The organism is Ostreibacterium oceani (genome assembly GCF_009362845.1).
Lineage (GTDB): Bacteria > Pseudomonadota > Gammaproteobacteria > Cardiobacteriales > Ostreibacteriaceae > Ostreibacterium > Ostreibacterium oceani.
Genome location: NZ_WHNW01000003.1, coordinates 53547 through 67379, shown reverse-complemented (window position 1 = coordinate 67379; position 13833 = coordinate 53547). Strand labels below are relative to the sequence as shown.

14 protein-coding genes are annotated in these 13833 nt (G+C 46.0%); 10 read left to right on the top strand and 4 right to left on the bottom strand.

Annotation, left to right across the window (positions count from 1 at the left end; genetic code table 11):
- Window positions 1–54: 54 nt before the first annotated feature.
- Entirely contained in the window at window positions 55–1953 is a 1899-nt protein-coding gene (parE, locus tag GCU85_RS03710; protein WP_407944970.1) for a DNA topoisomerase IV subunit B, read from the bottom strand.
- A gap of 376 nt (window positions 1954–2329) precedes the next feature.
- Between parE and GCU85_RS03705 the strand changes: the two genes are divergently transcribed.
- Window positions 2330–2662: a YegP family protein gene (locus GCU85_RS03705; RefSeq protein ID WP_152809498.1), complete on the top strand. Its 333-nt coding sequence runs from the start codon at window positions 2330–2332 to the stop codon at window positions 2660–2662.
- Window positions 2663–2864: 202 nt separating this feature from the next.
- On the opposite strand, the gene lysM is transcribed toward GCU85_RS03705, so the two are convergent.
- Window positions 2865–3296, bottom strand: coding sequence for a peptidoglycan-binding protein LysM (gene lysM / locus GCU85_RS03700; protein WP_152809496.1), 432 nt, complete (start codon window positions 3294–3296; stop codon window positions 2865–2867).
- 152 nt (window positions 3297–3448) lie between these two features.
- The gene (locus GCU85_RS03695; RefSeq protein ID WP_152809494.1) at window positions 3449–4114 is read right to left on the bottom strand and encodes a UPF0149 family protein; all 666 of its coding nucleotides are present in this window, start codon (window positions 4112–4114) and stop codon (window positions 3449–3451) included.
- 180 nt (window positions 4115–4294) lie between these two features.
- On the opposite strand from GCU85_RS03695, the gene GCU85_RS03690 reads away from it, so the two are divergent.
- From GCU85_RS03690 to GCU85_RS03650, 9 genes are all read left to right on the top strand, one after another.
- Window positions 4295–4711: a hypothetical protein gene (locus GCU85_RS03690; protein WP_152809492.1), complete on the top strand. Its 417-nt coding sequence runs from the start codon at window positions 4295–4297 to the stop codon at window positions 4709–4711.
- On the top strand, window positions 4708–4983 hold the full coding sequence (locus GCU85_RS03685; RefSeq protein ID WP_152809490.1) for a cell division protein ZapA: 276 nt from the start codon (window positions 4708–4710) through the stop codon (window positions 4981–4983). Before GCU85_RS03690 ends, GCU85_RS03685 begins: the two co-directional genes overlap by 4 nt.
- A 186-nt stretch (window positions 4984–5169) precedes the next feature.
- Window positions 5170–6846, top strand: coding sequence for a BCCT family transporter (locus tag GCU85_RS03680; protein WP_152809488.1), 1677 nt, complete (start codon window positions 5170–5172; stop codon window positions 6844–6846).
- Window positions 6847–7156: 310 nt separating this feature from the next.
- A complete protein-coding gene (gene rsxA / locus GCU85_RS03675; RefSeq protein ID WP_407944969.1) occupies window positions 7157–7744 on the top strand; it encodes an electron transport complex subunit RsxA in 588 nt (195 codons plus the stop codon).
- Window positions 7745–7863: 119 nt separating this feature from the next.
- Window positions 7864–8442 carry an electron transport complex subunit RsxB gene (gene rsxB / locus GCU85_RS03670; protein ID WP_152809486.1) on the top strand — a complete coding sequence of 193 codons (579 nt, stop codon included), beginning with the start codon at window positions 7864–7866 and terminating at the stop codon, window positions 8440–8442.
- Window positions 8411–10423 carry an electron transport complex subunit RsxC gene (rsxC, locus tag GCU85_RS03665; RefSeq protein ID WP_152809484.1) on the top strand — a complete coding sequence of 671 codons (2013 nt, stop codon included), beginning with the start codon at window positions 8411–8413 and terminating at the stop codon, window positions 10421–10423. The genes rsxB and rsxC overlap by 32 nt, the downstream gene beginning before the upstream one ends.
- On the top strand, window positions 10420–11604 hold the full coding sequence (locus GCU85_RS03660; protein WP_152809482.1) for an RnfABCDGE type electron transport complex subunit D: 1185 nt from the start codon (window positions 10420–10422) through the stop codon (window positions 11602–11604). The genes rsxC and GCU85_RS03660 overlap by 4 nt, the downstream gene beginning before the upstream one ends.
- The gene (locus GCU85_RS03655; RefSeq protein ID WP_152809480.1) at window positions 11576–12241 is read left to right on the top strand and encodes an RnfABCDGE type electron transport complex subunit G; all 666 of its coding nucleotides are present in this window, start codon (window positions 11576–11578) and stop codon (window positions 12239–12241) included. Before GCU85_RS03660 ends, GCU85_RS03655 begins: the two co-directional genes overlap by 29 nt.
- Before the next feature lie 42 nt (window positions 12242–12283).
- Window positions 12284–13003: an electron transport complex subunit E gene (locus GCU85_RS03650; RefSeq protein ID WP_152809478.1), complete on the top strand. Its 720-nt coding sequence runs from the start codon at window positions 12284–12286 to the stop codon at window positions 13001–13003.
- Between the two features lie 95 nt (window positions 13004–13098).
- Here GCU85_RS03650 and GCU85_RS03645 read toward each other — a convergent pair whose 3' ends face one another.
- Window positions 13099–13566 carry a Dps family protein gene (locus tag GCU85_RS03645; RefSeq protein ID WP_152809475.1) on the bottom strand — a complete coding sequence of 156 codons (468 nt, stop codon included), beginning with the start codon at window positions 13564–13566 and terminating at the stop codon, window positions 13099–13101.
- Between the last annotated feature and the right edge of the window lie 267 nt (window positions 13567–13833).

Below are 13833 nucleotides of genomic sequence, written 5' to 3'. Positions count from 1 at the left end.
TTATTTAATATCAATTTGAACGTCATGCCTAACTCGCTTTAACTCGCTTTAACCCTAATCAATGATTGCCAAGCTACCCTTGTCTTCTAGCCATATTTTGCGATCAGCGGCGCGTTTTTTGGACAGTAATTTATCAAACATTTCTTCTGCCAACAAGGCATCTTCCACCATTAACTGCACCAAGCGACGACTATCAGGATGCATTGTCGTTTCGCGTAACTGCGATGGATTCATTTCACCCAATCCTTTAAAACGCATCACGGCTATTTTTTTGTTTTTAGTCGCACTTTTTTTGCTGAGTTTTTTGACACAATCTTCACGCTCAGCATCGTCTAGCGCATAGAAGGTCTCCTTGCCACAATCAATCCGATACAGCGGCGGCATCGCCACAAACACATGCCCAGCATCCACCAACGGCCTAAAATGTTTCATAAACAGTGCGCAAATCAACGTCGCAATATGCGCGCCATCCGAATCCGCATCCGCCAGTATACAAATCTTCCCATAACGCAAACCAGTCAAATCCGCCGAATTGGGGTCAACACCAATGGCAACCGCAATATCATGAATTTCTTGGCTGGATAGGACTTGATCTGACTCAACTTCCCACGTGTTTAAAATTTTACCGCGTAGCGGCATGACGGCTTGAAAATCTCGCAATCGTGCTTGTTTTGCCGACCCACCTGCCGAATCACCTTCGACCAAAAACAGTTCGCTTTGTGTAATATCTTGATTGACACAATCGGTTAATTTGCCCGGCAGCGCAGGACCTGTTGCGATTTTTTTGCGGACAATTTTTTTGGCTTTTTTGAGGCGTTTTTGTGCCTGAGCGATGACCAAATTAGCGATGGCTTCGGCTTGCTCAGGGTTTGAATTTAGCCAAAGACTGAGCTGGTCTTTGACTGCGTTTGCGACCCACGCCGAGACGTTGCGAGAGCTAAGGCGCTCTTTGGTTTGGCTGGCGAACTGCGGATCGGGGATTTTTATCGACAAAATAAATTGGCAACCTTCGAATGCATCATCTGGCGTAAGCTTTACCCCGCGTGGCAACAAATGCCGAAAGTCACAAAACTCACGCAACGCCTCGGTAATCCCGATGCGCAAGCCATTGACATGCGTGCCGCCGCTCGTCGTCGGGATGAGGTTTGCGTAGCTTTCATAAATTCCAGTGGCGCTAGGCTCAACAAACCAACAAAACACGCTTTCAATCTGCCCATAATCATCGGTTTGTTTTAGATGAAAGCCTTGATGCGGCAATATTTCGGCTTCACCAACCGCGGATAATAGGTAGGTTTTTAGCCCGTCACTATACTGCCACGTGTGCTCCTGCCCTGTTTTTTCATCAATGAGAATAACCTGCAAATTGTTACACAATACGGCTTTCGCTCGTAGGTTGCTCATCAACCGAGACAGCGAGAAGTTCGCCGAATCAAAATAGGTCGCGTTTGGCCAAAAACGCACGGTCGTTCCTGTGTCTTTTTTGGTGGTTTTGCCGACAACGGTAAGCTCTTGGACTTTTAACCCTTGCTCAAAGGCAATTTCATAGACTTCACCACCACGGCGAATTTCGACTTCGACGCGGCACGACAACGCATTAACCACCGAGATACCTACGCCGTGCAATCCCCCGGCAAACTCGTAATTCTTATTCGAGAATTTACCACCTGCATGGAGGCGCGTCAGAATCAGCTCAACACCGCTGACGCCTTCTTGTTCGTGTAAATCTACAGGCATACCACGCCCATCATCGGTCACCGATAACGACCCATCTTCGTGCAAAACGACACAAACACGGGTTGCAAAGCCTGCTTGGGCTTCGTCAACACTATTGTCAATGACTTCCTGCGCCAAATGGTTGGGACGTGTCGTGTCCGTAAACATACCTGGGCGCACTTGCACAGGCTCGAGTCCTTTTAAAATTGCTAAATCATTCGCCGTATAGTTCGACATCACGCTATTCTGAGTTATATTCTGGTTATTATTTTGATGCAATTCTACACGAAAAATCGCAATAAAACACGCGATATTATGACAACGGTCAGACTATTATGATAATTGTTACCTTTTTCAAATAATCATGATTTATGCCGAACTCGCTTTGCGCGTAGGCTGAACAATCGCCCAAAACAATCGCTCAAAACAATCACCTAAAGCAATCGCCCAAAGCCACCGACACAACACAGTTAACCACTGACTTAATCTATTGATTCATTACAAATCCTGTGGTCCGTTTTGGCGCTGTTTTAGTTGATTCGCCCGCGATTATTGGATAAGATAAAAAAACATGATCTAATCGTTTTATCAACAACCTTTAACAGGAGAATCCATCATGGGAAAATTCGTCATCAGCACCCGCAAAGACGGTAAATTTCAATTTAACCTACACGCGCAAAATGGACAAATCATTCTAACCAGCCAAGCCTACGCCGCCAAAGCGGGCTGTATCAATGGGATTGAATCGGTTCAAACCAACGCGGCAGATAGCGCACAATTTGAAAAACTAACCGCCAAAGACGGCAGTCCTTACTTTACCTTAAAGGCGACCAACGGCCAAGTGATTGGCAATAGCCAGATGTATAGCAGCGAAAGCGCACGTGACAACGGCATCGCATCAGTGCAAAATAACGCACCGTCAGCAACCATCGACGATCAATCAGAGTAGATAACAATAAATAACGGCGACTGTGTTTGTCTAAAAAGTCGACTGCAAGCGCATCAACTGCAAGCGCATCAACTGCAACCTTAATGGCCGCCTGTTATTTACTTTACATATGGGCAATAAAAAAGCGGTGATAACACACCGCTTTTTTATTGCAGACTGCTGCCGTACTTGCAATCATATTTGCAATCATATTTGCAATCAATTACGCATTTGGAATACGGATTTTTTGTCCTGGATAGATTAAATCAGGGTCTTTGATGACTTCTTTGTTCTCTTCGAAAATCTTCGTATATTGACTGCCATTGCCATAGGCTTTTTCAGCGATTTTCCACAGTGAATCCCCCGACTGAATTTCATAGTAAGACACATTTTCAGATGGCTCAGCACCTGATACCTCACCTAGCTGGACTTCGCCAACGCCCTCGACATTGCCTGCCATTAACACGGCTTTTTCTAGCGCTGCTGAGTCTTTGGCCTGCCCTGAAATTTTCGCAACCCCATCTGTATATTCAACAGTTAAGTCTTTCATCCCTGGGTTGTCCGCCTCGATATGCGCTTTGAGTTTTTCTGCGGCTTCATCATCGTTTGAAAAGATTTTCTTACCGATATTTCTTGCAAAATCAAATAATCCCATGTTATTACTCCTAAGGCTGTTAGCCTGTTACTGTCAATGAATAAAATTATAAAAAAGTCTATAAAAAACAAGTCTATAAAAACGTTTGTGAATCAATATAAAAACATTAAAAATACATGCCCTTAATCTAACTCGGCACAATTATCGCCAAATCATCGCCAAGAAGACAAATATAAACTAATTGCGCCCATTCGGCAATACTCTTGTATCTCTGCAATATCCGCCAGACTCTCACTATCTGCTTCATCGGGCAACGGCATCGCGCTAATGCGTTGTAAATCAGAAAGATATTCTTTACTATGCGAATCGGTTAAGTTGTTGATTAAATGGCTTTGCTGCAACCCTAACCAAAAGCCACTGGCCCATTCACGTATCGCTAACGCCAGCTGGTGTGCATTGTCGTCAGTAGGCAATAGCAGTTGGTAGTCACAGTCAGGGTCGTCTAGTTGTGCCTTTAGCTTATCTTGATAATTCGCTAAGGTCTGGGTGCTGTCTTGCCTCGCGCCGATTGATTGCTGCTGGGTTGATTGCTGCTGGGTTGATTGCTGCTGGGTTGATTGCTGCGCCATCACGTCAATCGCATTGATGTCGTTTATGGCATTGGTACTTGACGCTGCGGCGCTTGGCGTTGTGGTGCTTGGTTTATCAGTGCTTGGTTTATCAGCACCAGATGATTGATGCCATAGCAAGGCTGACCAACCAATGCCGCTATATGTCTTACAGCAATAAGCACTCAGCACACCCTGCACAAAACTCGGTGAAAACTCAATCCCTGCATCGGTCAACCAATGTTGAAAATTCACATAATCAGTTATCATAAATCATTTTACTCGCATCGCAGTCGAAACAAAGGTTGAAACAAAAACAAAAACCCGTATCATTGTACCTATAACATCATCACTAAAGTTACACTAGGATACATTAGGATACATAAGCACAAACCAACGGGCACATATAAATCCCTTTTAATATCAATTCACATCAAAAAAGACACCACTATGATAACAGAATCCATCAATTTATCTAAACTTCGAACGCTGATTGATGCGTTAAAAAACGCCAACATGCAGATTAAAACGCTTGAAAAATCACTGGCAGAAGCTGAAAAAAAACGCGATGACGCCAACCAAACCGCAAAAAACACCCAATCAGAATACGAAGCCAAAATCACCTCACTAACACAAGCCAATCAACAGGCAATCGACAAATTAACGGCAACATACGAGGCCAAAATTTCACAGCTCGCCGAAGAAAACGCCGCTGAATTAGCGAACCTACAACAAACTCTCGCCGAAACGCATCAACACGAAATGGATGAACTCACCTCGATTAACCACGAATTGAGCGCGAAAAGCGAGCAACTCACCTACAGCAACCAGCAAATGATTAACCGCATCCGAGGGATTGAATCATGAAAACCAATGTCACCGTTAGAATCATGGACACAGACTACCACTTAGCCTGTGAAATCGATGAAAAAGACCGCCTGATCAAGGGTGCAGACTATTTAAACCAACACCTTAAGGCGTTTCGTCGCGACCACCCAAGCGTTGCATCCGAAAGACTAATGACAATGGGTGCGCTGCGCGTCACTTGTGAATTAATGCAAGAATTAGAAACGCTATCTGACCAAGCCAAAGTCGCCAATGGCGAAATGGACAAACTACTGCATGAAATAAAGAAATAATCAGCTTGGCGACCCCTTGATGACCAACAATCAAGAGACTAGCAGCCAATAGACTAGCAGCCAAGAGACTGACACGCAAAAAATGTAAAAATTATTATTCAAATAACAATCAAATTTATAACAATAACAACATAATAACAACACAATAACAACGTAATAACAACATAACTGAGGAGGAAAGTCTGTATGAGTGATCATGAATATGTCACCAATCGAGAGTTAAAAGTCGCCAATAGTGGTCTATTCCGGGGGTCGCATTTTGATATGGGAATGCTGTCTCTACATTTAATTCTCATTTTCCTCATCGTCTCGCTCACCATGGGGTCTGAAAAATCCTTAGAGGTCTATAACGTAGCAAAAAACTGGGTCACTAATTCTAGTACGCCTTTGTTTGTCTATGGCATCTTTGCCATGATTATTTTTTCTTTGACCCTTGCCGTATCACCATTTGGTCGCATTCGCCTCGGCAAAGACGATGAAAAACCTGAATTTTCTCGCTGGTCGTGGTTTGCCATGCTATTTAGTGCTGGGATGGGGATTGGCTTGCTTTACTGGTCGGTTGCTGAACCGCTCTACCATACAACAGGCAATGTATTTATGCCCGAGGCATGGGGGCTAGGTTGGGACGAAGCTTGGAATCAGGGCGATAAAGAAGCCATCGCCAGACAGTCCATGACCGTCACCTTTTTCCACTGGGGCATCCATGCTTGGACCGTCTATGTCGTCATTGCGCTCTCGTTGGCTTACTTTTCTTATCGTCGTGGGTTACCACTGACGGTACGCTCGGCGCTTTACCCCATCGTTGGTGACAATGTCTTTGGTTGGTTTGGTAATATCATCGATTTGGTTGCTATTTTCGGCACTATATTTGGTGTAGCGACCTCGTTAGGGTTAGGGGTTGCACAGCTAAACGCTGGCCTAGAGGCGCTGACAAACGGGGCGCTATCTGTCAGCACCCCCGTACAAATACTACTCATTGTCATTATTACCCTAATTGCAACCGTGTCGGCTGTCTCAGGTGTCGGTAAAGGCGTTAAAATACTATCAGAGCTCAACATGATACTCTCTGCGATTATTTTGGTTGTTTTTCTTGTCTTCACGGGGTTCTTTTTCGATATCATGGTTGCTTACTTTAGAAACTTATTCAACTATGTTGTCGAATTTATCCCCATGAGTCTCGAATCTGATTCTAGCAAACAAGCGGGTGGTTATGGCTGGTTATCTGGTTGGACTATTTTTTATTGGGCTTGGTGGATTGCTTGGTCACCCTTTGTCGGGATGTTTATCGCACGTATTTCTCGTGGCCGTACCATTCGTGAATTTATTATTGGTGTACTGTTTGTGCCCACTTTGCTTGGGGCGTTCTGGTTAACGGTATTTGGTGAGACCGCGTTAATCAATGAGCTTCGTGGCTACGCTGATTTTGCCTTTACGGCTGGCGGCACAGAGTACACCAGCGTACGCGACGTTGCCATTGGCGCAAGCTCATCATCGACGTATGCCCTCATCGAGGCGTTGGACTGGAGCTCGGTTATTAAGCTCATCGCCACCTTTTTAGTCACGATTTTGATTGCCACGTACTTTATCACCTCGGCAGACTCAGGCACGCTCGTGGTGACCACTATGCTATCGGCAGGTAGCGACCAACCGCCTAGAGGCGCCCGCATTTTTTGGGGCATCAGCATTGGCGCGGTGGCATCGGTCTTGCTATGGGTCGGTGGTGACAAGGCTTTAAATGCGCTGCAAGCCGCAGCCATTACGATTGGATTGCCGTTTTTGGTGATTCTATTGTTGATGTGCGTGGGACTAACAATGGCGTTATTTGACGAAAAAAAACGCGGACTTATTCCCGCTAGAGCCTAATTAATTGGGATAAATCGCCAAATACGCTAGCGGCATAAGCTGTTAATTTTTAAAAACAATGGACTACAATGGGGACTGCAATGGACTGCAACAACCCAATACCAATAAAACCCGCAAAATTAATCGGTGGGTTTTATTGGTATTTTTTTATGGTGATTGGTGATTATTGATTGAGCACGGCGGTTATCGCCTAGGTCATTCGCCTAGATTGCTCACCTAAGTCACTCGCCTGAGCATTATCGTCTAACAACCCTTTTCCAATTATTTCTCAGTCATTTTTTATGATAAAATAAGCCACTATTTAATTCTCGTGGCTAACGACGTGTTCACCGACTCTTTGTATTTACTCATCAGCGCCATATTTATACAAAACCTCATTTTGACGCAGTTTTTGGGGCTGTGTCCTTTTTTAGGTGTTTCAAATAAAATGCAAACAGCCGTTGGCATGGGAATTGCCACTGCGTTTGTTTTGACGTTATCCACAAGTGCCGCTTATATGCTCAATACGTTTTTGCTCATCCCCTATGATTTGGGTTATTTGCGCACGATTACCTATATTACGATAGTCGCCATTTTGGTGGGCTTAACAGAGATAGGTATACGCCATGTTTCCCCTTTGTTGCACCGTATTCTCGGCATTTACTTACCACTCATTACGAGTAACTGTGCGGTCTTAGGTGTCATGCTCATTAGCACACGCGAGCAACCTAGCTTGTTTGATGCGGCCTTGTTTGGTTTGGGGGGTGCGGTTGGGTTTAGTCTTGTGCTGGTTTTGTTCGCCGCTATTCGTGAACGCTTACTCGCAGCTGACATTCCCCAGCCTTTTGTTGGTGCGCCCATTGCAATGATTACCGCGGGCATTATGGCGATTGCATTTATGGGATTTCATGGCATGTGATACGCGAAAAACGAAAAATAAGAAGCAACAAAACCCAACACGCCCAACCCATTAACCTGATCCATTAACTAACCCATTAACCTGATTGTTATGACATATTCACAGAATAGACGATTTTAATGCTAGGCCTATTTTACTTTATCTTGATTGTGGCAATCCTTGGTGGGCTGATGGTTTACCTGCATCGCCGTCTACATACTAGCGAAGATAGTTTAGTCGCACAAGTCAACGCCCTATTGCCACAGACACAATGCGCGCAGTGCCATTACCCGGGATGTCGCCCTTACGCCGAAGCCATTGTTCGTGGCGAAGCCGCCATTAACCAATGCCCACCTGGGGGACAAGCAGGCGTTGATGCGCTAGCGGCTTTGCTCAATATCGACAGCCTACCAATTGACGAAGCATTTGGCCCAGTCAAACCCGCCCCCGAATTAGCTGAAATCGTTGAACAGGACTGCATCGGCTGCACACTCTGTATTGACGCTTGTCCAGTTGATGCCATTTTGGGGGCATCCAAACAAATGCACACCATTATTGCCGACGAATGCACTGGCTGCGAACTTTGTTTACCCGTCTGCCCTGTTGATTGCATTATTATGAAGCCCAAAACCACCCAAACGCATATCGAGATAGCGCTGACTAACGGCATCCCCATTCGACGTCACAATGAAACCAACACGGACGGCAACAATGCCTAGTGTAAAGCCTCTAAAGGATTGGTGGATAGCGCAAACAAAACGCCAACCCAAAGGGCTTAACATCAGTGCGCATGGCACATCTGATGCATTTCCAACGTTACCCATACAATCACCACCGATTGATGGTCGTTATCGACTCTCGTTGCGCCAACGCAACGGCGAACTGGCCATTCCCACGGTCAATCACGGAGATTATGTGTTAGCTGGTGCCGTCATTGCAAGACCCGTCAGTGATATCGGGCTGTACATACATGCGCCCACCTCAGGCACGGTTATCCAAATCCCGATAGAAAACGCCGCCAACCCGTTGCAAGGCGGCTGCCAAGCACTAGACATTATTGCCGATAACAAAGCACAACACGCGCCTAACCTGCCCCCCATGCGTGATTATTGGTTATGGGACGAGCGTGACTTACTGCAACGCATCCAACAGTGCGGCGTCGCAGGAATGGGTGGTGCAGGCTTTGCCACCGAAAAAAAACTCAACCTGAGCAAAACGCCAACACCGATTGATACGCTTATTATTAATGGTGCTGAGTCTGACCCCTATTTACACAGCGATGAGGCGCTAATGCAGTGTCATGCCGAACAAATCATCACTGGTGCGCAAATCATCGGACACATCGTCAAGGCAAAGCAAATCCTCATCGGTGTTAATGCCGAAAAAAACCAAGCCCTAGCGACAATGAAGGCTGCAATAGACACGGCAATAGACACGGCAATAGAAACGACAATAGAAACGACAGCGACAAAGGCCGCAGCAACAGACAAAACAACGACAAACATGCCGCCAGCACCACCTGTCATTCCCATGCAAATTGAAGCGCTACCCGCACTGTACCCAATTGGCAGCCGTTATCAAATCGCAGAATACTTACTCGGCAAAAAAACGCCCGTTGGCGTTCGCGCCCACCATTTTGGCTTTATCTGCCACAATGTGGCGACAGCAAAATCCGTTTACGATGCGGTGATACTAGGCAGTCCATTAACCGAACGTCTGGTGACATTCGGCGGCGATGCCATCACCCAGCCTGGCGTTTATCGCTGCAAGATTGGTGCACCGCTTAGCGCATTATCAACGCACGTAGGCATGACCAAAAACACCGCCGTGGTTTTATCAGGCGGCGTCATGATGGGAGACGTTATACACTGCAACGACAGCACCACTATCAAAAAAGAAACCACGGGGATATTTGCTTTTATCGAGGCAATGCCTAAACAACCACAAACGCAACGTTGTATTCGCTGTGGTGTCTGCGCGGATGTCTGCCCTGTGAATCTATTACCCCAACAATTACAATACTACGCCAAAAGCGCCCCTGAAAAAGCCCTCGCGTATCGACTGACTGATTGCATTGAATGTGGGCTTTGCAGTTATGTCTGCCCTAGCGATATTCCATTGGTAGAAATCATTCAAGACGCCAAAGCCGTCCATCGTTTAAACACCGCTGAAAAGGCGCTTGCCGAACAGGCAAAAATACGCCATGAAGCACGATTAACACGACTAGAAAAGCAAGCCGCCGAACGCGAGGAAAAACTCACCAAACAACTCGCCAAACAACTTACTATCCATGCTGACGATCAATCTAACACAACCCCTAACACAGAAACCAAGACACAGCCAAATACACAGTCTAGTCTCAATCAAGCCCAAACCGCTGACTTGATTGCTGGCGCTATAGCGAGATCACAAGCGAGATTACAAGAAAAATCACAAGCCAAAAAACAACAACACCCCCAACAAACAACCACGCCTAGCGCTACAGCAGAAAACTTAGCAGAAAACTTAGCAGATAACTCATCAGATAGCATGACCGCAAACACAGATAACCCTTATCACCCTTATCAAACCCTCATCGCAGAGGCACTACAACGCACGCAGACAAGAAAAAACCAACAAGCGGCACATGACCCAAAACACAAACAACCCTCTCAAACCGACGCTGATGATGCCAAAACGCAGGGTGACGAGTCGACATGACGCACAGAAAACCCTACAGGCAATCAAACGGTAAATCTCAGCAACAACCCCGTGTTCATTTTCCGCGCGTTAAGCAAAATAGGCTCAGCGCGACCCAAATGATGCAGCACGTCTTGATTGCCTTGCTCCCAGGCATCATGTTGCAATGGTATTTGCTGGGTTTTTGTGTCATCATCCAACTACTCCTTGCGCTTTGTACCGCAACCGTTTGTGAATGGAGCATGGCAAAATGCCGTGCCAGACCATTAAACGCGCTAGAATGGCAAACAGGTCTTCTCAGTGCGGTTTTATTGGCACTCGCGCTGCCTGCGATTGCACCTTGGTATGTGGTAGTGGTGGGCGTTTGTTTTGCTATTGTCATTGGCAAACACGTCTTTGGTGGCGTTGGGATGAATATCTTTAACCCTGCTATGCTGGGCTTTTGCGTGGTGGCACTCAGCTTTCCACAGGCTATCGCTTTATGGCCTCTCAGCGGCACACTGACTGGCACACTGACTGGCACTAATCCACTTGATTTTAATGCCATGATATCAACCGCTTCAGCTTACCCGCTATCAATCAGCGACAGCCTACGCCATATTTTCACAACATCCAATGCCCCTGATACGATTGCAGGCGCCACCGTGTTAGGCGCGTACAAGGCCGATAGCCTAATGCTAACCCATGCAACTAACACAGGCATTCACATACCGGCTACTCATGCCATCGCCATGGCTGCCGCTTGGCTAATTGGCGGTATTTACTTATGGTATCGCCAAATTGCCGATTGGCGACTTAGTATCACCTTAATGGTTGTCTTTGTCGGGTTGCTTTGGTTACTTTGGTTGCTGTCAACTGGCACTTCAATAGACACTTCAGTAGTAAATTCAATAGGAAATTCAATAGGTTCTCCGACAGACAACAGCACCCAAACGCGGCTTAGCTTATCGACACACTTCTTTCATGGCTCATTAATTTTCACCGCTTGTTTTATCATCACCGACCCAACGACTGCAGCGACTAGCCGCCAAGGTCGTTTCATTTATGCCATCATTGTCGCGACCGTTGCCGTGTTAATCCGCAACTACAGTAATCTACCTGATGGTTTTGCTTTTGCTATTTTATTTGGCAACCTGTGCGTGCCACTGATCGACGAATACACCAAACCCATTTATGCAAAACAATCAACCAACAACCCCTAGGGCAAACAGCGCAAGCCGCATTTTATTGCGCCTTGTCATAATAACAACGGTTAGCTTGGGCGGCGTTTTCCTTGCCTACCAACTCAGCCAATCCCGCATCGAAGAGAGTCGACAACGCTATTTATCACAACAATTAGTCCAGCTACTGCCAGCAGGCCGCTATGACGATATTTTGCTGAGCCGACAGCAAACCCCCGATTTTATCACTTACCATGCCTGTACCGAGGCAGGTATTGCGTTTACCCTACTTGAAATCGCGACAGAAAAAGCCTATAACGGTCGTATTGAATTACTTGTTGCCATTAACCATCAAAGCCAATCCATCACGCAAATTCGCCCGTTATTTCACCAAGAAACACCCGGCTTGGGTGACCAGATTGATGTCGACAAATCTGATTGGTTGCAACAGTTTGCGGGAAAAATAACCACACCGAGCACGCACGTTGCATTACGCCATAAAGGCGGCCGGATTGATGCTATCACAGGCGCTACCATCACATCACACGCGATTAGTCACGTCATGCAGCAAACGATTAAAACCCTCAACCAGCACCCTTTGCCCACGCCAGACTGCACCAAAAGACAAGGACCAAAGTACAATCAGCAACAATTAACACTCAGCGACAATACACACTAACCGATAGACACCATTATCAACCATGATGAACCATAATGAACCATGATGAATAGCACACCGCAACCGCACACTGGATTATGGAAAAATAACCCAGCAATGATTCAGCTACTTGGGCTGTGCCCCTTGTTAGCCACGAGCACCAGCGTCGTTAATGCCCTCGTTATGGGGATAATGACGATATTTGTCTTGGTTATCACCGCGCTGATTGTCGCCAGTGTCAAGCAATGGATTGACCACGTGGTGCGACTGCCCATTTTCATGCTAATCATTGCCAGCACGGTAACACTATCCGAATTACTGCTACAAGTCATTGCCTATGATTTATACATTGAGTTGGGTATTTTTATTCCACTAATCGTCACCAACTGCTTAATTATCGGTCGGGCAGAAATGGTATTTTCTAAAGTATCATGGCGTCATGCTTGCCTTGATGCATTAATGATGGGCATTGGATTTACTTGGGTTTTGCTGGTACTGGGAGCTGTGCGTGAAATACTGGTCAAGGGCACGCTTTTCTCAGGTTTTAACAATATACTGGGCGGCTGGCTAAGTAACTGGATAGGTGATTTAACGGTCTACATCACTTCGCCTCAGCTATTGGTACTGGCGGGAATGCCCGCAGGGGCATTTATTCTGTTTGGTTTGCTGTTGGCGATACAACAAAAAATTAACGCGCGTATTAATGCCAGCCTTCGCGCTAAGCCGCGCATAAAAAGCCACACCAAAAACAACCCCCAACCAACAAAAGCGACCCACCGCTAACAAACCCCTAACAAATCTTTGCCACGCTAATTAGGATTCAGGCTAATCAGGATTCAGGATTAATCAGACAGGCAATCAAAGGACAATCAGATGATTTAGGCGGCCATCGCGCGTAACATCCACGCTGTTTTCTCATGGATAACCATCCGATCAGAAATCAACGACACACTAGACTCATCACCAGCTTGTTGAGCAGGGATTAATGCTGCACGACAGGTTTTGATGACTTGTTCGTGGGCAACCGTTAAGTGCTTTATCATTTCTGGGGCGCTAGGCACCCCTTCAACCGATTCAATCTGCGTCAGTTGTTGAAAGGTCTGATAAGTCCCTGGTGCAAACACGCCTAAGGTACGAATGCGCTCTGCAATATCGTCCACGGCAGTGGCAAGCTCAGTATAATGCTCCTCAAACATCAAATGCAGCTCACGAAACTGTGGTCCCGTTACGTTCCAGTGAAAGTTGTGCGTCATGAGGTACAGCGTATAACTATCTGCTAATAGTTTGGATAGACCGCCTGCAATGGTTTGTCTGTCTTGTTCATTAATGCCGATATCGACTTTCATGGTTTCTCCTTTTTTGTGTTGCGTGATTTTGTGTTGCGTGACTTTGTGTTGCGTGACTTTATATCTTCGTGATGCGCGAACTGCGAACTATTTTTAACTCGTCTAATCAGCATAACGAGGATACGTCAATTCGTCCAGTGAAAAAAATCAATCGCGCCGATAGGGCTTTACCGATAGGGCTTTTACTGATAAGTGCGTGCCGCACGAGCAAAAAACCATCAACAGACTGATTAATTTAAAAAAATAAAGAAACAAATTTGAAGGATG

What these genes read in the sequence shown, in the direction of transcription:
- GCU85_RS03690 (WP_152809492.1), top strand. Translation starts at nt 4,295, where the DNA reads ATGATAACAGAATCCATCAATTTATCTAAACTTCGAACGCTGATTGAT.
- rsxC (WP_152809484.1), top strand. Translation starts at nt 8,411, where the DNA reads ATGAAACCAACACGGACGGCAACAATGCCTAGTGTAAAGCCTCTAAAG.
- GCU85_RS03685 (WP_152809490.1), top strand. Translation starts at nt 4,708, where the DNA reads ATGAAAACCAATGTCACCGTTAGAATCATGGACACAGACTACCACTTA.
- GCU85_RS03650 (WP_152809478.1), top strand. Translation starts at nt 12,284, where the DNA reads ATGATGAATAGCACACCGCAACCGCACACTGGATTATGGAAAAATAAC.
- GCU85_RS03705 (WP_152809498.1), top strand. Translation starts at nt 2,330, where the DNA reads ATGGGAAAATTCGTCATCAGCACCCGCAAAGACGGTAAATTTCAATTT.
- lysM (WP_152809496.1), bottom strand. Translation starts at nt 3,296, where the DNA reads ATGGGATTATTTGATTTTGCAAGAAATATCGGTAAGAAAATCTTTTCA.
- rsxB (WP_152809486.1), top strand. Translation starts at nt 7,864, where the DNA reads ATGCTAGGCCTATTTTACTTTATCTTGATTGTGGCAATCCTTGGTGGG.
- GCU85_RS03645 (WP_152809475.1), bottom strand. Translation starts at nt 13,566, where the DNA reads ATGAAAGTCGATATCGGCATTAATGAACAAGACAGACAAACCATTGCA.
- GCU85_RS03680 (WP_152809488.1), top strand. Translation starts at nt 5,170, where the DNA reads ATGAGTGATCATGAATATGTCACCAATCGAGAGTTAAAAGTCGCCAAT.
- GCU85_RS03695 (WP_152809494.1), bottom strand. Translation starts at nt 4,114, where the DNA reads ATGATAACTGATTATGTGAATTTTCAACATTGGTTGACCGATGCAGGG.
- GCU85_RS03660 (WP_152809482.1), top strand. Translation starts at nt 10,420, where the DNA reads ATGACGCACAGAAAACCCTACAGGCAATCAAACGGTAAATCTCAGCAA.
- GCU85_RS03655 (WP_152809480.1), top strand. Translation starts at nt 11,576, where the DNA reads ATGCAAAACAATCAACCAACAACCCCTAGGGCAAACAGCGCAAGCCGC.